This window comes from Streptomyces sp. NPDC006872, from assembly GCF_040635845.1.
Taxonomy (GTDB): domain Bacteria; phylum Actinomycetota; class Actinomycetes; order Streptomycetales; family Streptomycetaceae; genus Streptomyces.
The window spans coordinates 265,434-289,267 of sequence record NZ_JBEYIL010000013.1 but is presented as its reverse complement, the minus strand read 5'-3'; the positions used below and the strand labels follow the sequence as shown (position 1 = coordinate 289,267).

General features: G+C 72.5%; 22 protein-coding genes. 6 read left to right on the top strand and 16 right to left on the bottom strand.

Annotated features, from left to right (window positions below):
• Positions 1–189: 3-hydroxyacyl-CoA dehydrogenase family protein (locus tag ABZ725_RS34620; protein WP_358806415.1), on the top strand; the 189-nt coding region annotated here is incomplete at its 5' end.
• Positions 190–343: 154 nt separating this feature from the next.
• On the opposite strand, the gene ABZ725_RS34615 is transcribed toward ABZ725_RS34620, so the two are convergent.
• The 9 genes from ABZ725_RS34615 to infC all read right to left on the bottom strand — a co-directional run bounded on the left by ABZ725_RS34615 (position 344) and on the right by infC (position 10,190).
• Positions 344–874 (bottom strand): NUDIX hydrolase, encoded by a 531-nt coding sequence (locus ABZ725_RS34615; RefSeq protein WP_358806414.1) that lies wholly within the window; start codon positions 872–874, stop codon positions 344–346.
• A gap of 63 nt (positions 875–937) precedes the next feature.
• Positions 938–2,278 carry a transcriptional regulator gene (locus ABZ725_RS34610; RefSeq protein ID WP_358806413.1) on the bottom strand — a complete coding sequence of 447 codons (1,341 nt, stop codon included), beginning with the start codon at positions 2,276–2,278 and terminating at the stop codon, positions 938–940.
• 446 nt (positions 2,279–2,724) lie between these two features.
• Complete coding sequence (gene pheT, locus ABZ725_RS34605; protein ID WP_358806412.1) at positions 2,725–5,238, bottom strand: phenylalanine--tRNA ligase subunit beta; 2,514 nt, start codon at positions 5,236–5,238, stop codon at positions 2,725–2,727.
• Complete coding sequence (gene pheS, locus ABZ725_RS34600) at positions 5,238–6,359, bottom strand: phenylalanine--tRNA ligase subunit alpha (protein WP_358806411.1); 1,122 nt, start codon at positions 6,357–6,359, stop codon at positions 5,238–5,240. The genes pheT and pheS overlap by 1 nt, the downstream gene beginning before the upstream one ends.
• A gap of 139 nt (positions 6,360–6,498) precedes the next feature.
• Entirely contained in the window at positions 6,499–7,614 is a 1,116-nt protein-coding gene (locus ABZ725_RS34595; RefSeq protein ID WP_358806410.1) for an ATP-binding protein, read from the bottom strand.
• 55 nt (positions 7,615–7,669) lie between these two features.
• The gene (locus ABZ725_RS34590; RefSeq protein ID WP_358806409.1) at positions 7,670–8,518 is read right to left on the bottom strand and encodes an RNA methyltransferase; all 849 of its coding nucleotides are present in this window, start codon (positions 8,516–8,518) and stop codon (positions 7,670–7,672) included.
• Positions 8,519–8,699: 181 nt separating this feature from the next.
• Entirely contained in the window at positions 8,700–9,083 is a 384-nt protein-coding gene (gene rplT, locus ABZ725_RS34585; RefSeq protein ID WP_020132316.1) for a 50S ribosomal protein L20, read from the bottom strand.
• Between the two features lie 111 nt (positions 9,084–9,194).
• On the bottom strand, positions 9,195–9,389 hold the full coding sequence (gene rpmI, locus ABZ725_RS34580) for a 50S ribosomal protein L35 (RefSeq protein WP_003977225.1): 195 nt from the start codon (positions 9,387–9,389) through the stop codon (positions 9,195–9,197).
• 108 nt (positions 9,390–9,497) lie between these two features.
• Positions 9,498–10,190 (bottom strand): translation initiation factor IF-3, encoded by a 693-nt coding sequence (gene infC / locus ABZ725_RS34575; RefSeq protein WP_351908216.1) that lies wholly within the window; start codon positions 10,188–10,190, stop codon positions 9,498–9,500.
• 394 nt (positions 10,191–10,584) lie between these two features.
• On the opposite strand from infC, the gene ABZ725_RS34570 reads away from it, so the two are divergent.
• Positions 10,585–10,941 carry a DUF1844 domain-containing protein gene (locus tag ABZ725_RS34570; RefSeq protein ID WP_351908046.1) on the top strand — a complete coding sequence of 119 codons (357 nt, stop codon included), beginning with the start codon at positions 10,585–10,587 and terminating at the stop codon, positions 10,939–10,941.
• 11 nt (positions 10,942–10,952) lie between these two features.
• On the opposite strand, the gene ABZ725_RS34565 is transcribed toward ABZ725_RS34570, so the two are convergent.
• A complete protein-coding gene (locus ABZ725_RS34565) occupies positions 10,953–11,684 on the bottom strand; it encodes an SseB family protein (protein WP_358806408.1) in 732 nt (243 codons plus the stop codon).
• A gap of 150 nt (positions 11,685–11,834) precedes the next feature.
• On the opposite strand from ABZ725_RS34565, the gene ABZ725_RS34560 reads away from it, so the two are divergent.
• Positions 11,835–12,830, top strand: a complete 996-nt coding sequence (locus ABZ725_RS34560; protein WP_358806407.1) for a serine hydrolase — start codon at positions 11,835–11,837, stop codon at positions 12,828–12,830.
• A 16-nt stretch (positions 12,831–12,846) separates the two neighbouring features.
• Here ABZ725_RS34560 and mycP read toward each other — a convergent pair whose 3' ends face one another.
• A complete protein-coding gene (gene mycP, locus ABZ725_RS34555; RefSeq protein ID WP_358806406.1) occupies positions 12,847–14,049 on the bottom strand; it encodes a type VII secretion-associated serine protease mycosin in 1,203 nt (400 codons plus the stop codon).
• Positions 14,046–15,245: a hypothetical protein gene (locus tag ABZ725_RS34550; protein WP_358806405.1), complete on the bottom strand. Its 1,200-nt coding sequence runs from the start codon at positions 15,243–15,245 to the stop codon at positions 14,046–14,048. Before ABZ725_RS34550 ends, mycP begins: the two co-directional genes overlap by 4 nt.
• A gap of 1,113 nt (positions 15,246–16,358) precedes the next feature.
• Here ABZ725_RS34550 and ABZ725_RS34545 point away from each other — a divergent pair.
• Positions 16,359–17,561: an amino acid deaminase/aldolase gene (locus ABZ725_RS34545; RefSeq protein ID WP_358806404.1), complete on the top strand. Its 1,203-nt coding sequence runs from the start codon at positions 16,359–16,361 to the stop codon at positions 17,559–17,561.
• A 6-nt stretch (positions 17,562–17,567) separates the two neighbouring features.
• Here ABZ725_RS34545 and ABZ725_RS34540 read toward each other — a convergent pair whose 3' ends face one another.
• The 3 genes from ABZ725_RS34540 to ABZ725_RS34530 are packed head-to-tail and all read right to left on the bottom strand — an operon-like array spanning position 17,568 to position 21,111.
• A complete protein-coding gene (locus ABZ725_RS34540) occupies positions 17,568–18,359 on the bottom strand; it encodes a 3-oxoacyl-ACP reductase (protein ID WP_351908058.1) in 792 nt (263 codons plus the stop codon).
• Complete coding sequence (locus tag ABZ725_RS34535) at positions 18,356–19,729, bottom strand: aldehyde dehydrogenase family protein (RefSeq protein ID WP_358806403.1); 1,374 nt, start codon at positions 19,727–19,729, stop codon at positions 18,356–18,358. Before ABZ725_RS34535 ends, ABZ725_RS34540 begins: the two co-directional genes overlap by 4 nt.
• A gap of 11 nt (positions 19,730–19,740) precedes the next feature.
• A complete protein-coding gene (locus tag ABZ725_RS34530; RefSeq protein WP_358806402.1) occupies positions 19,741–21,111 on the bottom strand; it encodes a glutamine synthetase family protein in 1,371 nt (456 codons plus the stop codon).
• Between the two features lie 94 nt (positions 21,112–21,205).
• Between ABZ725_RS34530 and ABZ725_RS34525 the strand changes: the two genes are divergently transcribed.
• Both ABZ725_RS34525 and ABZ725_RS34520 read left to right on the top strand, forming a co-directional pair.
• Positions 21,206–21,952 (top strand): FCD domain-containing protein, encoded by a 747-nt coding sequence (locus tag ABZ725_RS34525; RefSeq protein ID WP_351908063.1) that lies wholly within the window; start codon positions 21,206–21,208, stop codon positions 21,950–21,952.
• 84 nt (positions 21,953–22,036) lie between these two features.
• Positions 22,037–22,795 carry a gamma-glutamyl-gamma-aminobutyrate hydrolase family protein gene (locus ABZ725_RS34520; RefSeq protein ID WP_358806401.1) on the top strand — a complete coding sequence of 253 codons (759 nt, stop codon included), beginning with the start codon at positions 22,037–22,039 and terminating at the stop codon, positions 22,793–22,795.
• 25 nt (positions 22,796–22,820) lie between these two features.
• Here ABZ725_RS34520 and ABZ725_RS34515 read toward each other — a convergent pair whose 3' ends face one another.
• Complete coding sequence (locus ABZ725_RS34515) at positions 22,821–23,804, bottom strand: LysR family transcriptional regulator (RefSeq protein WP_358806400.1); 984 nt, start codon at positions 23,802–23,804, stop codon at positions 22,821–22,823.
• Positions 23,805–23,834: the final 30 nt, after the last annotated feature.

Below are 23,834 nucleotides of genomic sequence, written 5' to 3'. Positions count from 1 at the left end.
AAAGAACCAGAAAGAACCAAGAGGCCTGATCAGCGCCGAGCCCGCTCCATCGGCCCCGGAATCCCATCCCCTAAGAGCATGTACGAGGAGTACAAAGAGCCGCTGTACGCCGCTCCCCCGCTGCTGCAGCGCATGGTGGACGCCGGCCGACTGGGCCGCAAGACCGGCTCGGGCTTCTACACGTACTGATCACCGGCAGGCACCGACCACCGGCAGGCACTGCTCACCGGCGGTCGCTCCTCGCCTTCGGGCTGCCCACCGGCGGTGAACGGCACGGGCCCGGCGCTCTTCGGACGCGCCGGGCCCGCCGTGTTCGCACGCCGTGTGACGATCCGGCAGGCCTTCAGCCGAGCCTGAGGTGGTGCAGCAGCATCAACGCGGCCGCCATGTTGGCGGCCGGGACCTCCCCCCGGGCGACCATGTCGGGGACGAGCTTGAGCGGGACCCACTCCCTGCGGTCCGACTCGAAGTCGTCCACCGGGTGTCCCACGTACTCGCCGTGGTCCGACCAGTAGATGTGGTGGACGGCGTCGGTGAGCCCGTTGGACGGCTCCACGCTCATCAGGTGGTGCAGCGGCCCCGGCCGCCAGCCGGTCTCCTCCTCGAGTTCCCTGGCGGCCGCTCGGGCGACGTCCTCGCCGTCCTCGACCACGCCCGCCGCGAGTTCCCACCCCCAGCTGTCGGTGATGAAACGGTGTCGCCACAGCAGGAGGACCTCGTTGGCCGCGTTCACGACGGTCGCCACCGCGACGGGCCGCAGCCGTATGAGGAAGTGGTCCAGGTGCCGGCCGTCCGGCAGCTCCACATCTGCCAGGTTGACGCTGAACCAGCGGTTTTCATACACAGTTTGTTCGTTCTGTTTCGTCCACTGCACGGTTCTGCCACCTTCCATCGAGTAAGTGGCAATATCGCAGCAGGAACTATGCAGCATCGGTCTCTACAGCGGCACGCGCAGCGCTCCGTCGATGAGCTCGGCGGCCTCGGCGGTGCCCGAGCAGTCGCTGCGCACCAGGTGTTCGCGCACCGCGCGAAGTCTGTCCCGCAGGCGCTGGGACTCCATTCCCCGCGCCTGTTCGGCCATCCGCACCGCGGTGACCACCGCCTTGTCGGCGTTGCCCTGGCGCAGTTCGATCGTGCTGAGCATGGCCAGCCGGTGCACCCGCCCCCGGTCGTGCGCCGGGGTGTCGACGGCGGCCACGGCGTGCTCCGCGGCGGCGGCGAGGTCGCCGAGGCTGAGCAGCGCCTCCGCCACCTGGACGTTGACCAGGCCCGGCTGGACATAGCCGGTCTCATCGGGTTCACGCCCGCGCCGGATGCGTTCGGCGGCCGTCTCGGCACGCCGGATGCACGACAGGGCGCTCGTGCCGTCGCCGAGGTGCGCGTACGCCTTGGCCTGCATCGCGTAGAGGTCGGAGGCGAGGGCGGGCGTGATGTGCTTTCCGGCCGCCCGCAACGCCGCCTCCGCGAAGGCCACGGCCTGCCGGTACTCCCGCATGAACAAAGACTGGTTGACGAGGAGCGCGATGACATACGCGCCAAGTCCCCGGTCCCCGCTGGCCTTCGCCAGCCGCAGCGCCTGGTGGAAGTACCGCTGGGCCAGCCCGTGCGCGTCGGAGTCGTAGGCGCAGATCCCGGCGACCGCCACCAACCCACCGGTGGCGCGGTGCAGTTGACGGCCCGTCTCATCGGTGTAGCTGCCGCGCAGCAGGGGGGCCGCCTCGGCGTTGAGGAAGCCGACGACCCGGCTGCGGGTCGCGATGCCGCCCGCCTTGCGGTACATCTGCTCGTAGTGGGCGCGGGCGGCGCGCAGCATCTCGATGTCGGCGGAGGTGACGCGATGCCGGCCGCCACGGGAAACGTCCACGTCCTCCGGCGGGTTCTCCCACTCCCACACCGGCATCACGGCCGGAGTGCCGGTGACGGCGGGCGCGCCCAGGACGTGCGGGCGCTGCTGCTCGTCGGAGCGCCACAGGGCGGTGGCCCGCTCGACGAAGCCGGAGAGCGAGGTGCCGTGCGGGGAGGACGGCTCGCCCGGGACGCCCAGGCCGATGTCGTCGAGGGTGACCGGCCGGTGCAGCCGCGCCGCCAGCACCTCACAGATCAGGTCGGGCACCTGGCCCCTCGGCCGCTGGCCCTTCAGCCACCGGGCGACCGCCGTGTGCTCGTACCGCAGCGCCAGTCCACGGACTCGACCGGCCTGGTTGACGTGCGCGGCGAGGCCCGCATGCGAGATGCCCGCCTCGTCCAGGATCGCGTCGAGCAGAGTGTTGGGCTGCATGGGTGCCCCCCGGTGCCTCGGTGCCGTCAGAGTAGTGGGTGTGTCTTCACACGGGGTGTGAACCGAGTGCGCGCATTCGTAGCGTGCACGCGCTGTCGCTGAGCGTTTCCGGCCGGTTGACTGGAATGCCTCGCAAGAGGTTCGCCGGGCCGCCGGCTCCCCCTCATGAAACGGCGGCCCGGCGCAGCGCTCCGCGGGTTCGGCCGGAAACTACAGGTGCATGGTCGGCTGCGGGTCCGCTGTGGCTGGACCGGGTGATCCCTCAGGGCCTTCTCCAGTGCTCCCATCAGGGAGAAGAAGTGGCGAGACGGCCCCCCATCCAGGCCCGACAACGCAATCGGACCGGCCCCGAAAGGCCGGTCCGATTCTGCCGAGGCGATGGCCCGGAAGGACCGGTTCACCTCGACTTGCCACTCGGACGAGTGAAACCACCCGGGCGCGCGGCATCAGCCCCGCAGAACCGCTCCCGTCCGCTCGCCCGCGAGGGCAACCGCGGCGTCCCGAGCGGCCGACGCCTCATCGACGGTCAGCGTCCGGTCACTCGCGCGAAAGCGCAGCGCATAGGCGAGCGACTTCCGCCCCTCGCCCAGCTGCTCCGCGTTCTCGTAGACGTCGAACAGCCGGATCCCCTCCAGCAGTTCGCCCGCGCCCTCGCGCAGCGCGGACTCGACGTCGGAGTGCGGCACGAACCTGTCGACGACGAGGGCGACGTCCTGCGTGGCGACGGGGAAGGTGGAGATGCTCGGCGCCTGCGGGGTGTCGTTGCCGACCGCCTCCAGGACGTCGAGGTTCAGCTCCATCGCGCAGGTGCGTGCGGGCAGGCTCAGCGCCTTCAGCACCCGGGGGTGCAGTTCGCCCGCGTGACCGACGACCCGCTCGGCGCCGTCGGCGACCACCACGAACTCGGCGCAGCGGCCCGGGTGCCACGGCCCGTACTGACCGCTGCGGACGATCAGCTCGGCCCCGGCTTCCCGCGCGACCGCGCGCGCCGCCTCGATCGCGTCGGCCCAGTCCGCCGGACGGCCCTTGCCCCACCAGCCGGCCTGTTCGCGGGCGCCCGCGAGGACGGCGGCGACATGACGCGGCTGTTCGGGCAGCACGGCGTCGAGCGACGCCAGTTCCTCGTCGGTGGGGCGACGGTCGACCGGGAGGTGACCGGCGACACGGGCCTCCTCGCGCGGGTGGAAGACCAGCCCGGTCTCGAACAGCGCGAGGTCATGGCTGCCCCGGCCGTCGTTGCGCCGCAGGGCGGCCAGCAGGCCCGGCAGCAGCGACGTGCGGAGCGCGGGCTCCTCGTCGTTCAGCGGGTTGGTGAGCTTGACGACACGGCGGGCCGGGTCGTCGGCGGCCAGGCCGAGCTGGTCGAAGACGCCTTCGCCGATGAACGGGTAGTTCGGCGCCTCGACGTAGCCGGCGCCGGCCAGGGCGCGGCCGACGCGGCGGTGCAGCCGCTGGCGGTGGGTGAGACCGCGGCCGGAGGGCGGCTTGGGCAGCGTGGAGGGCAGGTTCTCGTAGCCCTCCAGCCGGATGACCTCCTCCGCCAGGTCGTTGACCTCGACGAGGTCGGGCCGCCAGGACGGGACGGTGACGAGCAGTTCGTCCTGTCCGTAGACGTCGCAGCCGATCTCCTGCAGTCGGCGGACGACGGTCTCGCGGCCGTACACCACGCCCGCGACCTTGTCCGGGTGGTCGGCGGGGACGCTGATCGTGTGCGGGGCGGACGGGGCGATGACCTCCGTGACGCCCGCGTCGGCGGTGCCGCCCGCGAGCAGCACCAGCAGGTCGACCGTGCGCTGCGCGGCGGCCGCCGCGGCCTGCGGGTCGACGCCGCGCTCGAAGCGCCGGGAGGCCTCGGAGGACAGCTTGTGGCGACGCGCCGTACGGGCGATCGACACCGCGTCGAAGTGCGCGGCCTCGATGACCACGTCGGTCGAGGCGTTCTCCAGGTCCGAGTGGTCGGCGATCTCCGTGTTGGCGCCGCCCATGACGCCGGCGAGGCCGATGGGGCCGCGCTCGTCGGTGATGACCAGGTCCTCGGCGTGCAGCGTGCGCGTCGTCCCGTCGAGGGTGACGATCTGCTCGCCCTCCGCGGCCCGACGGACGCCGATCGTGCCCTGGACCAGCGTGCGGTCGTAGGCGTGCAGCGGCTGGCCGAGCTCCATCATCACGTAGTTGGTGATGTCGACGGCGAGCGAGATCGGGCGCATGCCGACCTTCTGCAGCCGGCGCTGCAGCCAGAGCGGGGAGCGCGCCTCGGGGCTCAGACCGGTGACGGTGCGGGCGGTGAAGCGGTCGCAGCCCATGGGCTCGGAGACCTGCACCGGGTAGCCGAAGGCGTTCGGCGCCGGTACGTCGATCAGGGCGGGGTCGCGCAGCGGCAGACCGTAGCCGATGGCGGCCTCACGGGCGACACCGCGGATGGAGAGGCAGTCGCCGCGGTTGGCGGTGACGGCGATGTCCAGGACCTCGTCGACCAGTTCGAGCAGCTCGATGGCGTTCTTGCCGAGCTCGGTCTCCGGCGGCAGCACGATGATGCCGTGGCTGCCGTCGTCGCCCATGCCCAGCTCGTCGCCGGAGCAGATCATGCCGTGGGAGGTCTTGCCGTACGTCTTGCGGGCGGCGATCGAGAAGCCGCCGGGGAGGACCGCGCCCGGGAGCACCACGACGACCTTGTCGCCGACGGCGAAGTTGCGGGCGCCGCAGACGATCTCCTGCGGCTCACCGGTGCCGTTGGCGGTGCCGACGTCGACCGTGCAGAAGCGGATCGGCTTCTTGAAGCCCTCCAGCTCCTCGATGGTGAGGACCTGGCCCACGACGAGGGGGCCCTTCAGGTCGGCGCCGAGCTGCTCGACCGTCTCGACCTCGAGGCCCGCCGAAACGAGCTTGGCCTGCACGTCACGGCCGGTCTCGGTGGCCGGCAGGTCGACGTACTCCCGCAGCCAGGAAAGCGGGACCCGCATCAGATCTCCATCCCGAACGGCCGAGTGAACCGGATGTCACCCTCGACCATGTCTCGCATGTCTTCGACGTTGTGGCGGAACATCAGCATCCGCTCGATGCCGAACCCGAAGGCGAACCCGCTGTACTTCTCCGGGTCGACGCCGCAGGCGGCCAGCACCTTGGGGTTGACCATGCCGCAGCCGCCCAGCTCGATCCAGCCCTCGCTGGAGCAGGTGCGGCAGGGGCGGTCGGGGTTGCCGACGGACTCGCCGCGGCAGACGTAGCACACCATGTCCATCTCGGCGGACGGCTCGGTGAACGGGAAGAAGTTCGGCCGCAGCCGCGTCTTCATGCCCTCGCCGAACAGCGACTGGACCATGTGGTCCAGGGTGCCCTTGAGGTCGGCCATGGTCAGGCCCTCGTCGACGGCGAGCAGCTCGACCTGGTGGAAGACCGGGGTGTGCGTGGCGTCCAGCTCGTCGGTGCGGTACACGCGGCCGGGGCAGATCACGTACACCGGCAGCTCACGGCCGAGCAGCGAGCGGATCTGGACCGGCGAGGTGTGGGTGCGCAGCACGACGCCGGACTCGGTGCCGCCCTGGGGGCCCTGCACGAAGAAGGTGTCGGCCTCACCGCGGGCCGGATGGTCCGGGCCGATGTTGAGGGCGTCGAAGTTGAACCACTCGGCCTCGACCTGCGGGCCCTCGGCGACCTCGTAGCCCATGGCCACGAAGACGTCCTCGATGCGCTCCGACAGCGTGGTGAGCGGGTGGCGGGCGCCGGTCGGCACACGGTCGTGGGGCAGCGTGACGTCCACCGCCTCCTCGACCAGCACGCGCTGGTCGCGCTCGGCCTCCAGCTCCTCCTGACGGCCCGCGAGGGCCTTGTTCACGGCGCCTCGGGCCTGGCCGACGAGCTTGCCGGCGGCGGCCTTGGCGTGCGGGGGCAGGGCGCCGATCTCGCGGTTGGCCAGGGCCAGCGGGGAGGCACCGCCGGTGTGGGCGACCTTGGCCTCCTGGAGCGCGTCGAGCGAGTCCGCGGCGGCGAAGGCGGCGAGCGCCTCGTCCCGCATGCGCTCGATCTCTTCCGGTTTCAACGCCTCGACCTCTACCGGGTCGTACGACTTATTCGGTGCCGACATCTCTTCCCGTGCTTCCGATTGGCTGGCTGAAGGTCCCCGTCACCGACTCACGCAGAGGTCAGAGGGCCGTCCATGGGACACAAAGGTGCCAAAGGCCGAGTCTAACGGGGTGGAGGTGTACGCATGCGCCCGCGGGCGGCTAGGCGAGATACGCCGGAGCCCCCACGGGCAGGGTAAATCGGAACTCGGCGCCGCCCGAGGGGGCGCGGCCGACCGTGATGGTGCCGCCGTGGGCTTCGACGATGCCCTTGACGATGTACAGCCCGAGGCCCGTGCCGCCGCGCTTGCTGCCCCGCCAGAAGCGGGTGAAGACGCGGTTCATGGACTCCTCCGGGATGCCGGCGCCCTCGTCGCTCACGGTGACCGACGTGCCGATGTCCTCGCCCTCTCGGGGGGAGGCGGCGGGCGTTACGTCGATCGTGACGGTTCCCTCCCCGTGGCGCACCGCATTTTCGAGCAGGTTGCTGAGGACCTGGTCCACCTTGTCGGGGTCGGCCCACAGCATGGGCAGCGGCTGTTCGAGGCGCAGCAGGAACCGGTCGGCGGGCTGTCCGGCGGCGACGTAGGCCTGGATGTGCCGTCCCACGGCCGCGCCTATGTCGACGGGCTGGCGGCGCACCTCCAGCCGCCCGGAGTCGATGCGGGAGATGTCGAGCAGCTCGGCGATGAGGCGGGTGACCCGGTCCGCGTCGGCGTCGACGGTCTCCAGCATCAGCCGCTTCTGGTCGTCGGTGAACCGCGACCACTTGGCGAGCAGGGTGGCGGTGAAGCCCTTGACGGAGGTGAGGGGGGAGCGCAGTTCGTGGGCGACGGTGGCGATCAGCTCGGCGTGGCTGCGCTCGGTACGCCGGCGGGCCTCGGTGTCGCGCAGCGAGACGACGACGCGGCGGACGGGGCCGGTGGGCTCGGTGCGGACGTATCGCACGGTGACGAGCACCTCGCGGCCGCCGGGCAGCAGCAGGTTGCGCTCGGGCTGGCCGACGCGGATGGCAAGGCCGCCGTACGGGTCGGTGCACTGCCACCAGCGGCGGCCTTCGAGGTCCTCCAACGGCAGGGCCTTGTCGAGGCGCTGTCCGAGGGCGTCCGCGGCGGGGACGGCGGTGATGCGCTGGGCGGCGGCGTTGAAGCAGATCACATGCCCGTGCTCGTCGGCGACGACGAGCCCGTCGGGCAGGTCGTCCGGGTCGATGCCGAGTTCGGCGAGGTCACCGACCGGTCGGGCCGCTTGCGGTGCGCTGCTCGTGCCGACACTCATCCCCGTACCCCACCTCCCATCCTCCCGGAAGAGGCCCCCCGAGCTCGTCACCCTACTAGCTCTCGGTGACGGAGCGGCACCCTCCGGAGGCGCGCTGTGCACGGGCCGATGCGTAGAGACATACGGCTGCGGCGGTCGCGAGGTTCAGGCTCTCGGCCTTCCCGTGGATCGGGACGCGTACGACGGCGTCGGCGAGCGCGCGGGTCTCCTCCGGGAGCCCCCAGGCCTCGTTCCCGAACACCCATGCGGTGGGCCCGCCCATGGTGCCCTTGTCGAGTTCGTCGTCGAGGTCGTCGTCCCCCGCGCCGTCGGCGGCGAGGATCCGCACCCCGGCGCCCTTCAGCCCGGCCACGGCCTGCTCGACGGGGACCCCGACGGCGACCGGGAGGTGGAAGAGGGAGCCCACCGACGCCCGTACGGCCTTGGGGTTGTAGAGGTCGACGGAGGCGTCGGTCAGGACGACGGCCTCGGCGCCGGCCGCGTCGGCGCACCGCAGCACGGTGCCGGCGTTGCCGGGGTCGCGCACATGGGCGAGCACGGCGACGAGCTTGGGCCGGGCGGCGAGGATCTCCTCGAACGGCGTGTCCAGGAACCGGCAGATCCCGACGAGGCCCTGCGGGGTGACGGTGGTGGAGATGTCCTCGATGATCTGCTCGGCGGCGAGGTGCACCCGGGCGCCGGCGGCGCGGGCCTCGCCGACGATGTCGGCGTAGCGCTCGGCGGCCTCGACGGTGGCGAACAGCTCGACCAGCGTGTCCGCATGCCCGGCGGCCTCCCGCACGGCCTGCGGCCCCTCCGCGAGAAACAGCCGCTCCTTCCCCCGAAAGTTCCGCCGAGCCAGCCGCCGGGCGGCAGAGACCCGGGGCGAACGGGGAGAGATCAACTCGGGACTGACGGAGGGCATGTGGAACTCACCTTCGTTTTTTACTCGTGGGGGACTGCAACCCCCTGGGGGCGCGGGGAACTGCGCGACCAGCCCCCACCGACCCGCACTCGAACGACTACCCGTCACGTCAGCAGCAAAGGACCCGCAGGCTTCACGGCCTGCGGGTCCTCAAGTCACGTCGGCTGAAGCCAGCGCAGCGTCACGCGGCCTTGGGCGCGTTCACATCCGCCGGCAGCGCCTTCTGCGCGACCTCGACCAGCGCGGCGAACGCGGTGGCGTCGTTCACGGCCAGCTCGGCCAGGATCTTGCGGTCGACCTCGATGTTCGCGGCGTTCAGACCCTGGATGAAGCGGTTGTACGTGATGCCGTTGGCGCGGGCAGCGGCGTTGATGCGCTGGATCCACAGCCGACGGAAGTCGCCCTTGCGCTTCTTGCGGTCGTTGTAGTTGTAGACCAGCGAGTGGGTGACCTGCTCCTTGGCCTTGCGGTACAGGCGCGAACGCTGACCGCGGTAGCCGGAGGCCGCCTCGAGGATCGCCCGGCGCTTCTTGTGGGCGTTGACTGCCCGCTTGACGCGTGCCACTTTTTAACTCCTTGTAGCGGGGCCGTGGTGGTTCGTCACACGGCCCGGAATCGATTGGGTCCCGGTCCAGACGTACGGCGCGCGGTGATCAAGGGATCAGGCGCCGCTTCGTCACTTGCCGAGAAGCTTCTTGATCTTCGCGGCGTCGCCCGGGGCCATCTCGGCGTTGCCGGTGAGGCGACGCGTCACGCGGGACGACTTGTGCTCGAGCAGGTGGCGCTTGCCGGCGCGCTCACGGAGCACCTTGCCGGAGCCGGTGATCTTGAAGCGCTTGCTGGCACCGCTGTGCGACTTGTTCTTCGGCATAGCGCCGTTCTCTCCTCGTCGGTGGCGTTCCGGTGCCCGGTCGTGAAACCGGGCACGGTGGAACGTCGCTTGCAATCGGTTATGTCCTTGGGACTCGCGTCCCGCGGATCACGCCTCGGCGGAAGCCTCGGCAGGGGCCTCGACGTCAGCCTCGGCGTTCACCACGTCGGCGTCGGTGTCGGCGTTCACGGCGTCGGCGTCCGCGGCGTTCTGCGAACGGCCCGGGTTGGCCTTCGCCTCGGCCTTGCGGGCCTCCTGCGCCTGACGAGCCTCGGCCATGGCCTCGGTCTTCTTCTTGTGCGGACCGAGAACCATGATCATGTTCCGGCCGTCCTGCTTCGGGTTCGACTCGATGAAGCCGAGGTCCTCGACGTCCGACGCGAGTCGCTGCAGCAGTCGGTAGCCGAGCTCCGGCCGGGACTGCTCACGACCGCGGAACATGATCGTGATCTTGACCTTGTCGCCCTGCTTGAGGAACCGAACGACGTGACCCTTCTTGGTGTCATAGTCGTGCGGGTCGATCTTCGGCCGGAGCTTCATCTCCTTGATGACCGTGTGCGCCTGGTTCTTGCGCGCCTCACGGGCCTTCATGGCCGACTCGTACTTGAACTTCCCGTAGTCCATGAGCTTGCAGACCGGCGGGCGGGCGTTCGCCGCGACCTCGACCAGGTCCAGGTCGTACTCCTGCGCAAGCTCCAGTGCCTTGGCCAGGGGGACGATGCCCACCTGCTCGCCACTGGGACCGACAAGTCGCACCTCGGGAACGCGAATCCGGTCGTTGATGCGGGGCTCGGCGCTGATGGATCCTCCTCGGTAGCACCACGCGGCGGTCTGGCGGACGGCCGCGTAACGTCTGTGTTCGTTAGACCTATAACCACGCCGAAGCACAAAAAATGCCCCGAACGATCACATGCGGGGCTCCAAGCACTACCGGAGCACCGCCGCGATTGCCGCGGGGCGCACTACCGGCGACTCCATCGTCCGTACGGAACGATGGTGGCCGCCTGACCGGGGTGACCCGCCATCCCTGGGGACGGTCGGGTGGGAGTTCGGAGCCTCCACTTTGTGGGCCGGACCGCCTGCTGGGTGGCACGCGTGTCCGACCGGTCGTTACACGAGATTAGCAGCCCGCGCCAGGACTGGCCAATCGAGCCTCGATACGGCGCCGCTCCGCCCTGCGCCTATCGTGTCCTGCATGAGTGACACCCCTCCTGAGAACGCAGACTTCGACGAGATGACCCGCGACATCGCCGAGGTCCCGGCCGTCGAGGTGATCGTGACGGTCGCCGTCAACCTGATGAGCGCCGCCGCGGTGAAGCTCGGGCTCACGGAGGAGGGCGACAAGTACAAGGACCTGGACGAGGCCCGCAAGCTGGTGACGGCCCTCGCCGGGCTGCTGGACGCGAGCGCGACCGAGATCAGCTCCTTCCACGCGGCCCCGCTGCGCGACGGGCTGAAGTCGCTGCAGCTCGCGTTCCGCGAGGCGTCGCTGGTCCCGGACGAGCCGGGCCAGGGCCCGGGCGAGAAGTACACGGGCCCGGTCTACGGCTGATCCGGCGCGTTTCAGCTCTTCCTGTACAGGGGCTCGCCCGGAGGCGTCGTCCCGGCCGGCAGCAGTGCCAGGTCGAGGCCGCGCACCAGGCGGGCCCTCAGTGTCTCGTCGGCGGCGAGGCGCCGGGCCACCGACCGGGCGGCCTCGGCGGGGACGGCCGCCGGGTCGAGGACGAGGGCGAGGGTGCCGTCGGCCTGACCGGGGCCGAGGTGGGCGCTGAGGACCTCCGGTTCGGCGGCCACCGCGGCCCGGACCGCCGCCACCACGGCCGGATCGGCGAGCGGGTCGGTCGAGGTGCGGCCCTCGGCGAGCGCCAGCAGCGCCGGCCCGGTCAGCTCGAAGGCCACCGGCCCCGCCAGGTCGAGGACGACCGTGTCGGCCTTCTCGTGCGCGGCCGCCTGCAGCGCCTGGTGCAACGGGACGGCGACGGGGCGGGCCTCGGGATCCCAGCGGGCCAGCGAGTCGGTGGAGGTGAAGGCCGGCAGGGCGGTGCGGCCGCCCGCCTTCAGGGTCGGGACGGCCATGTCGCTGCTCTTCTCGCGGCGCAGCCCGTTCTCGTCCTCCTCGACCTCGCCGAGCACGGCCACCACCGGGACGAGCAGCCGGGCGCCCTTGAGCGCCGCGAGGACCGGGCCCACGGCGGTGCGGTCCTGTGCCCAGGCGCCGAGCGCCGCGCTCAGCCGGGGATCGGCGGAGCCGTCGTCGTCGGAGAAGCCGGAGTCGGGAATGTTCTTGTTCGCCACGGTCGTCGACCTTATCGGGGGGATGCTGCTGGGCTTGTGCGGGGACCGAAACGCGACGGTGACGACTTTCACAGGATTCTCAGACTTCCCTGACACACCTCTAACGTCCGTCTAACGGCGTGCACAGTCGGGCCCCCGACCATCACGGGCATGGAGTCTTCCAGAGCACGTCGCAGCCGCCGCGCTCACCCCTCCCGGCGCCGTCCGCTCCTGTACACCGCGCTCGCCACGGTCGCCGTCCTGGGGGCCACGGCGGGCGGGACCGTTTATGTGAAGGCACAGGCGCACGCGCGCGCGGGAGCCGTATCGTCGTCCTCTCCGACTCCGTCGGCCTCGGCCTCGGCCTCGGAGTCCGGGAGCGAGGAGATGACGGTGGAGACCGTGGCGGTGCCCGAGCCGGACCACGACGCGCTGCTGGCGTCGGCGATGAAGTCGGTGACCGTGCCGGACGACGCGGCCGTGTCCGTGGCCGTCCTCGACATGGACTCCGGTGACAGCGCCACCTACGGCGCTCGCGCCTTCGACACGGCGAGCATCGTCAAGGTGGACATCCTGGCGACGCTGCTGCTCCAGGCGCAGCAGGCGGACCGCCGGCTGACGGCGGCCGAGAAGTCGTACGCCACCGCGATGATCGAGAACAGCGACAACGTCTCGGCGTCGGAGCTGTGGCGGATCATCGGCAAGGCCGAGGGGCTCGACGCCGCGAACGAGGTGTTCGGGCTGACGGGGACCGAGGGCGGCGACGACATGCTGTGGGGGCTGACCCAGACCACGGCCGCCGACCAGCTCAGGCTGCTCCAGCAGGTGTTCGGGGACGACTCGAAGCTGAGCGAGGCCTCGCAGAGCTACCTCCAGGGCCTGATGAGGCAGATAGCCGCAGATCAGCACTGGGGTGTCTCGGCCGCGGCCGACGGGTCCTCGTGGGCGCTGAAGAACGGCTGGCTGGCGCGCAGCACGACCGCGCTGTGGGACGTCAACAGCATCGGGCGGGTGACCGTCGACGGCCGGGACTACCTGGTGGCCGTGCTGTCCAACGGCAACGCGACGCAGGCCACGGGGATCTCGCTGGTCGAGTCGGTGGCGCAGGCGGCGGTGTCGGTGTTCACCGACGGGACCGCCTCGGCGTCGGCGTCCGCCACCGAGTAGTCGTTGCGGCCGGCCGCTAGAGCGGCTCGAACGCCTCGTGCGGGTCGGGCTCCCGGCGGCCGCGCCACAGGACGACCGCCGTCACCAGCAGCACTCCCCCGGCGCCGCCCGCGAGCAGGCCCGCCCAGCTCGACGTGTGGTCCTCCGCCTTCGGCTGGTCGGGGCCGGCGCCGAAGTACCGCTCGCCGTAGGCCACGGAGTGCAGGCCCTCCGGCTTCAGGTCGGCGGCGGCCTTGATCGCGGCGGCCGGGTCGATGAAGCCGTAGCCCCGGGAGTCGTCGCGGCCGCCGGCGGGGGCGTTGCGGGCGGTGTCCTCCAGGAGCTTCTTTATCTGCGCCGGGGTCAGACCGGGGTGGGCGGCCTTGACGAGCGCCACCGCCCCCGAGACGTACGCGGAGGCGGCGCTGGTCCCCCAGCCCTGGTAGTACTTGTGGTCCGGGTCGGCGATGACGACGTCCTGGCCGGGCGCGCTGACCGTGGCGTACCAGCGGCGGGTGGAGAACGAGGCGCGGGTTCCGTAGCGGTCGACGGCGGTCGCGGCGATGACGCCCGGGTAGGCCGCCGGGTAGGAGATGTGGTCGCCCTTCTCGCCGCCGTTGCCGGCCGAGGCGACGACGACCGAGCCCTTCTTCAGCGCGTACTGGACGGCCTCGTCCTCGGCGGGCTCGGGGTGGGCGGAGGCGGAGTCGTCGCCGAGGGAGAGGTTGATGACCTCGGCGCCCTGGTCGGCGGCCCAGCGGATGCCTTCGGCGAGGGCGTTGCCACGGGTGTTGCGGGCCTTGGTGCGCTGCGGGTCGCCGTCCTCGAGGATCACGCGGACGGGGAGGATCTTCGCCTCCGGGGCGATGCCGAGCACGCCCTCGCCGTTGTCGTAGCCGTGCCCGTGACCGGCGATGATGCTGGCCATCGCGGTGCCGTGGCGGGCCCAGGCGTCATCGCCCTGCTTCGCGCCGAAGCCGACCATGTCCTTGCCGGTGAGGATGTTGCCGACGAGATCGGGGTGGTCGGCCTCGACGCCGGTGTCCAGGACGGCGACGGTGATGCCCTTGCCCTTGGTGGTCTCCCAGGCCTCCTGGGCGTGCAGCGCCTCCAGGGCCCACTGCTGGGCGCGGATGCTGTCGGCGTAGGCCGTGGACGTCGGCGCGAGGGCGACGGCGGCGGCGAGGAGGCAGCACAGGAGCCCGGCCCTGCGGGTCGCGCGGGTCGTACGGGTGTTCATGAGGGCTGCTCCGAGGGCGTGGCGGCGGTCTTGCGCAGGCCGCGCTCGATGCGGTCGGCGAGGCCCTGCGCCTCGTTGCCGAGGCCGGCCTGCGCGGGGGCCGTGGTGGCGCCGGTCGCGGTGGCCACCGGGGCGGGCTGCGGGGCGTCGACGGTGCGGCCGTCGGCCCAGCCGGAGACGGCGTAGACGACGACGGGTGCGTCGGTGAGGACGGAGACCGTCCACGCGGCGCGCTGCTTGTCGCCGAAGGCGGCTGCGACGGTGTCCTTCGCGGCGTAGGGGCGGGGCATCAGGTCGGCCCGTTTCGCCAGGCCCTCCCTGGAGAAGCGGGCGTCGAGCGAGCGCATGGCGGCCGCGTCGGCGTTGGTGAACAGCAGGCCGACGGTGGTCACATAGCTCTGGGTGGCGTCGGTGTAGGTGGCGCGCAGGAGCCGCTGGCAGCCGACCGGGGCGAGGGCCTTGAGCAGCAGCGGGTCGAAGGCGCCGGCGCAGCCGCTGTCCGGGGCGACGGCGATCCGCGTCCAGGTGCGGTCGGCGCCGCCGGGGCCGGCGCCCTGTCCGTCGACCGTGGGCGGGAAGAGCTGGTCGACGGGCACGTTGTGCCACAGGCCGGCGGCTGCGGTGTAGGCGCTGCGCTCGGCGCCGTCCTCGGAGTCGCCGACGAGCCAACTGCCGGTCACGGCACCGCCGATGAGGCCCAGTCCGAGGACCACGCCGACGGCGGCCGCGGCGGTGCGTGCCCTTCTGGTCCGGCGCCGGGGCGTGTCGCGGTACCCCTCGGGCTGCGCGAACGTCACCACGGGCCGGGTGGCGCCCAGGGTGCCGCCCGGGGTCATGGGAGCGCTCCAGGAGAGGGCCGGATCGGGCCCGCTGAGCGCGTCCTGGGTGGTGTCGGGCCGCCTGGGAGCCTCGGGTACGGGGGGCGCCGGGGGCGGCGTGGAAGGCACCGGCGGCGCGGCGGGCATGGGGGGCGCGGGCGGCACGGTGAAGTCGGGCCGCAGCAGGGCCGCGGCGGGAGTCCAGGCCGGTCCCTCGTCCGTCCCGGAGACCGTCGCCGCGTCGCCGCGGCTGTATCCGGCCCGGGCGCTGTCCGCCTCCGTCTCCTGTCGACTCCGCCCCGGCGTCGGCACCCAGCTGCGCGGCAGGGGCGTCCAGGCGCTGTCGGAATCGGCGGCGGGAGCACTGTCGGAGCCCACGGGCCGGGCCTCGGACGGCGGGCCGGAGGGACGGGACCCGTCGGGACCGGCGGCGCGCGAAGCCTCCCAGCGGGGCGGGCGGGCGTCCTCTCGACCCGCGGAACCAGCAGCGCCCCCGGCCGTGGGACGGGGCTCGGACGGCGTGCCCGAAGGACGGGACCCGTCGGGACCGGAGGCGCGCGAAGCCTCCCAGCGGGGCGGGCGGGCGCCCTCTCGACCCGCGGAACCAGCAGCGCCCCCGGCCGCGGGACGGGGCTCGGACGGCGGACCCGAAGGACGCGACCCGTCGGGACCGGAGGCGCGCGAAGCCTCCCAGCGGGGCGGGCGGGCGTCCTCTCGACCCGCGGGAGGCGGGGTGTCCGAAGCGGTGGGGCGGGGGGCCGGCCTGGTGGGGCGGGGGGCGCGGCGGAAGTCGTGGGGTGGGGTGGGGCGCGGGACGCCGGCGGTGGACGGGCGCTCTTCGGCTCGCCCGGGCGCCGGAGCGTCGTCGCGTCGCGGGGTCGAGGCGGGGCGGCTCGGCCGTGGCGGGATGTCCGGGAAGCGGGCCGACGCGGGCGGCGGGGGCGGGGTCATGTCGTCCGTGTGCTGGGCCCGCAGGCCGAAGAAGCGGGAGGCGGCGGGGGGAACGGGGGGAACCGTGTCCGAGGAGTCCGAGGAGTCCGAGGCGGTCGGCGCCTGCGTCGGGTCAGCCGCGTCGTCCGTCGGTTCCGGGCGCGCCGTCGGCGGCTCGGGCGGGCGGGGAGGGGTGGTCGGGCGGGGTGGGACGCCGGGGCGGGGAGGCACGTCCGGGCGCTGGGGGACCGAGGCGCGGAGTTCTTCCGTACTCATGCACCCCCCGTTTCCTCGTCCCCGGGCCGTCGTTCTCCTACGCGGGCCGTCGAAATCTCGTGCCCGGGCGGTCCCGGTGCGGACGCGACAGTCCGTTCCGGGCACGCATACCCGCACAGGAGGACCGGCATCCCGAAGCGGGTGCCCGGTCAGAGCCGTTCCTCCGTGCGTGCGCGTCACTCTACGGCTTGTCGCCGGTCGAACGGGAACCAGTCCGTGCCCCCCGGGGCTTCTGCCCGGAACGTCCCCCTACCCTGCGGTAATCCTGTCTGGCAGGCTTCGTTCATGACTGCGCGCGCCGCCGACCGGGCCCGTTACGACCGGGCCACCGCCCATCTCGACGCCCCGCTCGCCCTTGTGGACCTGGACGCCTTCGACGCCAACGCGGAGGATTTGGTGCGCCGGGCCGGCGGGAAGCCGATCCGGGTCGCCAGCAAGTCCGTGCGCTGCCGGACCCTGCTGGAACGCGTCCTGGCGAAGGACGGCTTCGCGGGGATCATGTCGTTCACCCTCGCCGAGTCGCTGTGGCTGGCGCGGTCGGGGTTCGACGACGTCCTCCTCGCCTACCCGTCGGCCGACCGCACCGCCTTCGCCGAACTGGCCGCCGACCCGAAGCTGGCCGCGGCCGTCACCGTCATGGTCGACGACGTGGCCCAGCTCGATCTGATCGACGCGGCACGCGGCGAGGGGAGCGAAGTCGTCCGGGTCTGCCTGGAGTTGGACACCTCGCTGAAGCTGCTCGGCGGCCGGCTGCGGGTCGGCGCGCTGCGCTCGCCGCTGCACTCCCCCGCCCAGGTCGCCGACGTGGCGCGGGCGGTGGCCCGACGGCCCGGTTTCAGGCTCGTGGGGATCATGGCGTACGAGGGTCATATCGCCGGGGTCGGCGACTCCCTCGCCGGGCGGCCGTTCCGGTCCCGGGCGATCCGGCTGATGCAGGCCACCGCCCGCCGGGAGCTCGCCGAGCGGCGCGCCGCGGTGGTGCGCGCGGTGCGGGCCGTCGTACCGGATCTGGAGTTCGTCAACGGCGGCGGCACCGGCAGTGTGCAGCACACCGCCGCGGAGGACGCGGTCACGGAGATCGCGGCCGGGTCGGGGCTGTACGTGCCGCGGCTGTTCGACAACTACACGTCCTTCAGCGGGCGTCCGGCCGCCCTGTTCGCCCACCCCGTCGTCCGGCGGCCGGGGGTCGGGATCGTGACCGTCCTCGGCGGCGGCTACCCGGCCTCCGGCGCGGCCGGACCCGACCGGCTGCCGGTGCCGTATCTGCCGGAGGGGTTGCGCTACGACCCCCAGGAGGGTCCGGGCGAGGTGCAGACGCCGCTGCTCGGCTCCCCCGCCGACGATCTGCTGATCGGCGACAAGGTGTGGTTCCGGCACGCGAAGGCCGGTGAGCTGTGCGAGCGGTTCGACGTGCTGCACCTCGTCGAGGGGGACGAGGTGACGGCGACCGTCCCGACCTACCGGGGCGAGGGTCACACGTTCCTCTGAGACGGCCTACAGGGGCGTGACGTACGCGCCCGAGATCCCGCCGTCCACCAGGAAGTCACTGGCGTTGACGAACGAGGAGTCGTCGCTGGCCAGGAAGGCCACGGCGGCGGCGATCTCCTCGGCCTCGGCGAACCGGCCGACCGGGATGTGGACCAGGCGGCGGGCGGCCCGCTCCGGGTCCGTGGCGAACAGCTCCTGGAGGAGCGGGGTGTTGACCGGCCCGGGGCAGAGGGCGTTGACGCGGATGCCCTCCCGGGCGAACTGCACGCCCAGTTCGCGGGACATCGCCAGCACACCGCCCTTGGAGGCCGTGTAGGAGATCTGGGAGGTGGCCGCGCCCATCCTGGCCACGAAGGACGCCGTGTTGATGATGGAGCCCTTGCCCTGGCGCCGCATGTAGGGGATGGCGGCCTTGCAGCACAGGTAGACGGAGGTCAGGTTGACCTCCTGGACGCGCTTCCAGGCCTCGAGGCCGGTCTCCAGGATGGAGTCGTCGTCGGGCGGGGAGATGCCCGCGTTGTTGAAGGCGATGTCGACGCTGCCGTAGGTGTCGTAGGCGGTCTTGAACAGCGCCTCGACCTGCTCGGGGTCGGTGACGTCGACCTTCACGAAGATCCCGCCGACCTCTTCGGCGGCCGCCTTGCCGCGGGCCTCGTCGACGTCGCCGCAGACGACGTGCGCGCCCTCGGAGGCGAGCCGGCGCGCGGTGGCGAGGCCGATGCCGCTGCCGGCTCCGGTGATGACGGCGGTACGGCCGACGAGCCGGCGGCAGATGATCTCTTCAGGCGATGCGGTCACTGTGCGGGGCCCTCCGTGCTGATGAAGACGTTCTTGGTTTCGGTGAAGGCGGTCAGGGCGTCCGGTCCCAGCTCACGGCCGACGCCGGACTGCTTGTAGCCGCCGAAGGGCGTCCAGTAGCGGACACTGGAGTGGGAGTTCACGGACAGGTTGCCGGCCCGCACGGCCCCCGAGACGCGCAGGGCGCGGCCGATGTCCCGGGTCCAGACGGAGCCGGAGAGGCCGTAGGGGGTGTCGTTGGCGAGCCGGATCGCGTCCGCCTCGTCGGTGAAGGGGAGCAGTACGGCGACGGGTCCGAAGATCTCCTCGCGGGCGGCGGCGGAGTCGGAGGCCTCACCCGTCAAAACCGTCGGCGGGAACCAGAAGCCGGGACCCTCGGGGGCCGTCCCGCGCAGCGCCGGGGCGTCGTCCGGCACGAACGACCGTACGCGCTCGACCTGTCGGCGGGAGATCAGCGGGCCCATCGTCGTCGCCGCGTCGGCCGGGTCGCCGACCACCACGGCGGACAGCTCGCGGGCCAGATGGTCGGCCACCTCGTCGTACACCGACTCCTGGACGAGGATCCGGGTGCGGGCGCAGCAGTCCTGGCCGGAGTTGTCGAGGAAGGAGAACGGGTCGACGGCCCGCTTCAGGTCGGCGTCGGCGAAGACGACGTTCGGGCTCTTGCCGCCGAGTTCGAGGGTGACCGGCTTGACCTGGCGGGCGCAGCGTTCCATGACCTCGCGGCCGGTGCCGGTGGAGCCGGTGAAGACGATCTTCGCCACGTCCGGGTGGTCGACGAGCGCGCGTCCGGCGACCGCGCCGTAGCCGGGCAGGACCTGGAAGAGGTGTTCGGGCAGGCCGGCCTCCAGGGCGAGTTCGGCCAGCCGCAGGGCGGTGAGCGGGGTGGTCTCGGCGGGCTTGAGGAGAACCGCGTTGCCGGCGGCGAGGGCCGGGAAGGAGCCCCAGGCCGCGATGGGCATGGGGAAGTTCCAGGGGGCGATCACGCCGACCACGCCGAGCGGCTCGTGGAAGGTGACGTTCCAGCCGCCGGGGACGGGGATCTGGCCGCCCAGGAGCCGTTCGACGCCGCCGGCCGCGTAGAGCAGCAGATCGCGGGCGTTGCCGGCCTCCCAGCGGGCGTTGCCGAGGAGGTGGCCGGCCTCGCGGACCTCCAGCAGCGCCAGTTCCTCGACGTGCGTGTCGACGACGTCGGCGAAGCGGCGCAGCAGCCGGGCGCGGTCGGCGGGCGGCAGCGCGGCCCAGTGCTTCTGTGCCCGTGCGGCGCGGGCGACGGCCGCGTCCACGTCGGCCTCGGTGGCGGCGGGGACGGTCGCGACGACCTCCTCGGTGGCGGGGTTGAGGACGACGAGTTCGTGCGGGTCGGACACGGAGGGACCTTTCACAGGCGTTCGAAGGAGCGGCGCAGCTCCCAGTCGGTGACCGCGGCGTCGAAGGCCGCCAGCTCCACGCGGGCCATGTTGGCGTAGTGCGCGACGACTTCGTCCCCGAAGGCGGCCTGGGCGATCGGGCTGGCGGACCACAGCTCGGCGGCCTCGCGCAGGGTGGTGGGGACGTGCGCGTAGTCGGCGGTGTAGGCGTTGCCGGCGCATGCCTCGGGCAGCTCCAGCTTCTGCTCGATGCCGTACAGCCCGGCCGCGACCAGGCCCGCGACGGCGAGGTGCGGGTTGACGTCGCCGCCCGGCAGCCGGTTCTCGAAGCGCATCGAGCGGCCGTGGCCGACGATCCGCAGCGCGCAGGTGCGGTTGTCGTAGCCCCAGGCGACGGCGGTGGGGGCGAAGGAGCCCGGCTGGAACCGCTTGTAGGAGTTGATGTTGGGGGCGTAGAGGAGGGAGAAGTCGCGCAGTGCGGCCAGCTGTCCGGCGAGGAAGTGGCGCATCACGTCGGACATGCCGCCCGGGTCCCCGGCGGTGCCGGCCATGACGTTGGCGCCGTCGGCGTCGGTGAGCGAGAGGTGGATGTGGCAGGAGTTGCCCTCGCGCTCGTTGTACTTCGCCATGAAGGTCAGCGAGACGCCCTCCTGGGCGGCGATCTCCTTGGCGCCGGTCTTGTAGACGGCGTGCTGGTCGCAGGTGACCAGGGCCTCGTCGTAGCGGAAGGCGATCTCGTGCTGGCCGGGGTTGCACTCGCCCTTGGCGGACTCGACGGTGAGGCCGGCGCCGGCCATCTCGTTGCGGATACGGCGCAGCAGCGGCTCGATGCGGCCGGTGCCGAGGACCGAGTAGTCGATGTTGTACTGGTTGGCCGGGGTGAGTCCGCGGTAGTTCGCGTCCCAGGCGGCCTCGTAGGTGTCCTTGAAGACGATGAACTCGAGTTCCGTGCCGACCTGGGCGGTGAAGCCGTGCTCGGCGAGGCGCTCCAGCTGGCGGCGCAGGATCTGGCGCGGTGCGGCGACCACGGGCGAGCCGTCGTTCCAGGCGAGGTCGGCGATCAGCATGGCGGTGCCGGCGTTCCAGGGCACGCGGCGCAGGGTGGCCAGGTCGGGGCGCATGGCGAAGTCGCCGTAGCCGGTCTCCCAGGAGGACATGGCGTATCCGTCGACGGTGTTCATCTCCGTGTCGACGGCGAGGAGGTAGTTGCAGCCCTCGGTGCCGTGCCGCAGGACGTCGTCGAGGAAGAATCCGGCGGCGAACCGTTTGCCCTGGAGCCGCCCTTGCATGTCGGGGAAGGCCAGGACGACAGTGTCGATCTCACCGCTTGCGACGAGGGCGTGCAGCTCCTCGACGCTGAGCGGGGGTGTGCGGTCTGCCACGGGACGGCCTCCTTCGGCTTCCTCGGCTGCTTGGGGCGGCCGGGAGCCATAAGGTATTGCGGAGAACCATTGCTTGGGAAGGGGGCACGGCCAGATGTCGGTGGACGCTGACGGCGGACCGGACGACCGGCTGACGCCGGTGCTGCGGCCGGTGCGGGCCGGAAACGGCTTCGAGGAGGCGCTGGAGCAGATCCTGCAGGTGGTACGTCTCGGCCTGGTGCCGGGGGGCGAACGGCTGCCGGCCGAGCGGGACCTGGCGGAGCGGCTCGGGATCAGCCGGGTGACGCTGCGCGAGGTGCTGAAGGTCCTCCAGGACCAGGGGCTGGTCGAGTCCCGCCGGGGCCGGTACGGCGGAACGTTTGTGCTGCCGCGCGCGCTGCCGCGCGCGGACGCCGACGGCGAGGACGAGCTGCGGCGGCGGATCGCGAAGACCGACATCGAGGACGTGCTGCGCTTCCGCGAGGTGCTGGAGGTGGGTGCGGCCGGGCTGTGCGCCACGCACGGGCTGACCGACGAGCAGGCGGAGCGGCTGCGCGAGGCCCTGGCCGCCACCGCGGACGCACCGCTGGCCGACTACCGCCGCCTGGACACGATGCTCCACCTCACCCTGGCCGAGCTGTGCGGCTCCCCCTCGCTGACCGCGCGGTACGCGGCGGTCCGGGCCACGGTGAACGATCTGCTCGACTGCATCCCACTGCTCGTCCGCAACCTCGAGCACTCGCAGCGGCAGCACACCGCGCTGGTGGAGGCGGTGCTGGACGGGGACGCGGACGGCGCGCGGGAGATGATGCGGGAGCACTGCGCGGGGACGGCGGCCCTGCTCAGGGGCTTCCTGACGTGAGGTCGGCCATGCGAAGCTAAAGGTATGCAAGCAGTCCATTGAGTCGGTTTTTGAGAGTCGGTCATTGAGGGAACGGGAGAGCGCATGGCGAGCGGCAGGCCGCTGATCGGCGTCAGCACCTATCTGGAGTCCGGGACGCGCTGGGGCGTGTGGGAGCTGGAGGCGGCGCTGCTGCCCGTCGGGTACCCACGGCTCGTGCAGCGGGCCGGCGGGCTGGCCGCGATGCTCCCGCCGGACGCGCCCGAGCACGCGGCGGAGACCGTGGCACGCCTCGACGGCCTGGTGATCGCGGGCGGCCCCGACGTCGAGCCGGTCCGCTACGGCGCCGAGCCCGACCCCCGCACCGGAGCTCCGGCCCCGGAGCGGGACGCGTGGGAGCTGGCCCTGATCGACGCGGCGCTGGCGGCGGACGTCCCGCTGCTCGGCATCTGCCGGGGCCTGCAGCTGCTGAACGTCGCTCTCGGCGGCACCCTGACACAGCACATCGACGGACACGCCGAGGTCGTCGGCGTCTTCGGCAGCCACCCGGTCAAGCCGGTCCCCGGCACGCTGTACGCGGAGGTCGTCGCGGAGGAGACCGCCGTGCCGACCTACCACCACCAGGCGGTGGACCGCCTCGGCACGGGCCTGATCCCGTCGGCGTACGCGGCGGACGGCACCGTCGAGGCCGTCGAACTGCCGTCCGCGGGCTGGGTGCTGGGCGTGCAGTGGCATCCGGAGATGGGCGAGGACGTCCGGGTCATGCGCGCCCTGGTCGCGGCTGCTTCCCGCCCGCGGCGGCCTGGGCGGAGGGGCGCCGTCCCCGCCCGTCCCGTCCCCGGGAGCCGCACCGGAATGCCGTGACCGGCGCCGGGCGAGCCCGCGCGTCCTACCCCCGGGTCAGCGTCAGCAGTTCCCTCGCCGGGCCGGTCGGGCGGTGGCCCGTCGGCCATACCGCGCGCAGGTCGCGGGCCAGGGAGACCCCCTCGACCGGTATGTCGACCAGGCGGCGCAGCGCCAGTTCGTCGCCGACCGCCAACTCGCTCAGGACCGCCGGGCCCGCCCCGCTCACCGCCGCCGCCTTCACGGCCGTCGTCGAGGAGAGCTCGATCAGGGGGCGGGCCAGACCGCCCAGCGCCGTGTCGAGGACCTGACGCGTCCCCGAGCCCTCCTCCCGCAGGATCAGCGGCGTGGACGCCAGCTCGGACGCGGGCAGCGGGCGCCGGCGACGGGCCCACGGGTGGCCGGGCGCGACGACGACGATGAGATGGTCGTGGGCGATCACCGCGGAGTCCAGACCGGGCGGCACCGTGAGCCCCTCCACGAAGCCGAGGTCCGCCTCCCCGGTCAGCAGCCGCTCGGCCACCGCCGCCGAGTTGCCGGCCAGCAGCGACACCGCCGTGTCCGGCCGGCCGGCGCGCAGCGCGAGCAGCCAGCCGGGCAGCAGGTACTCGGCGATCGTCATGCTCGCCGCCACCCGCAGCCGTGAGTCCCGGCGGTCGCGCAGCGCCTGCGCACCCGCGTCGAACGCCTGCGCCGCCTCGACGATCCGCCGCGCCCAGTCCGTGACCAGCGCGCCGGCGTCGGTGAGCCGGGAGCCGCGCGGCGACCGGTCCACCAGGGCCACGCCCAGCTGGCGCTCCATGGAGCGGACGCGGCTGCTCGCGGCCGGCTGGGTGATGCCGAGCTCGCGCGCGGCGGCGCCCAGACTGCCCAGCCGGGCCACGGCCAGCAGCAGCTCCAGCGCGCCCAGGTCCGGGACGCGGTGCGCGATCGAGCCACCGCCGCCACCGGACCGCTGCTCCTCCGCACCGGACGCACCGGCCGCACCAGCCGGACCGGCCGCACTCGTCACGCTCTCCTCGCTGCCCATAAGCCCAGTTTATGTCCCCATAGAGACGTC

Bases quoted from the DNA above. Each gene is read 5' to 3' on its own strand.
- ABZ725_RS34515 (WP_358806400.1), bottom strand. From the start codon at position 23,804: ATGGGCAGCGAGGAGAGCGTGACGAGTGCGGCCGGTCCGGCTGGTGCG.
- ABZ725_RS34570 (WP_351908046.1), top strand. From the start codon at position 10,585: ATGAGTGACACCCCTCCTGAGAACGCAGACTTCGACGAGATGACCCGC.
- ABZ725_RS34525 (WP_351908063.1), top strand. From the start codon at position 21,206: ATGTCGGTGGACGCTGACGGCGGACCGGACGACCGGCTGACGCCGGTG.
- pheS (WP_358806411.1), bottom strand. From the start codon at position 6,359: ATGTCGGCACCGAATAAGTCGTACGACCCGGTAGAGGTCGAGGCGTTG.
- rpmI (WP_003977225.1), bottom strand. From the start codon at position 9,389: ATGCCGAAGAACAAGTCGCACAGCGGTGCCAGCAAGCGCTTCAAGATC.
- ABZ725_RS34590 (WP_358806409.1), bottom strand. From the start codon at position 8,518: ATGCCCTCCGTCAGTCCCGAGTTGATCTCTCCCCGTTCGCCCCGGGTC.
- ABZ725_RS34610 (WP_358806413.1), bottom strand. From the start codon at position 2,278: ATGCAGCCCAACACTCTGCTCGACGCGATCCTGGACGAGGCGGGCATC.
- ABZ725_RS34560 (WP_358806407.1), top strand. From the start codon at position 11,835: ATGGAGTCTTCCAGAGCACGTCGCAGCCGCCGCGCTCACCCCTCCCGG.
- ABZ725_RS34545 (WP_358806404.1), top strand. From the start codon at position 16,359: ATGACTGCGCGCGCCGCCGACCGGGCCCGTTACGACCGGGCCACCGCC.
- pheT (WP_358806412.1), bottom strand. From the start codon at position 5,238: ATGCGGGTCCCGCTTTCCTGGCTGCGGGAGTACGTCGACCTGCCGGCC.
- ABZ725_RS34595 (WP_358806410.1), bottom strand. From the start codon at position 7,614: ATGAGTGTCGGCACGAGCAGCGCACCGCAAGCGGCCCGACCGGTCGGT.
- mycP (WP_358806406.1), bottom strand. From the start codon at position 14,049: ATGAACACCCGTACGACCCGCGCGACCCGCAGGGCCGGGCTCCTGTGC.
- ABZ725_RS34520 (WP_358806401.1), top strand. From the start codon at position 22,037: ATGGCGAGCGGCAGGCCGCTGATCGGCGTCAGCACCTATCTGGAGTCC.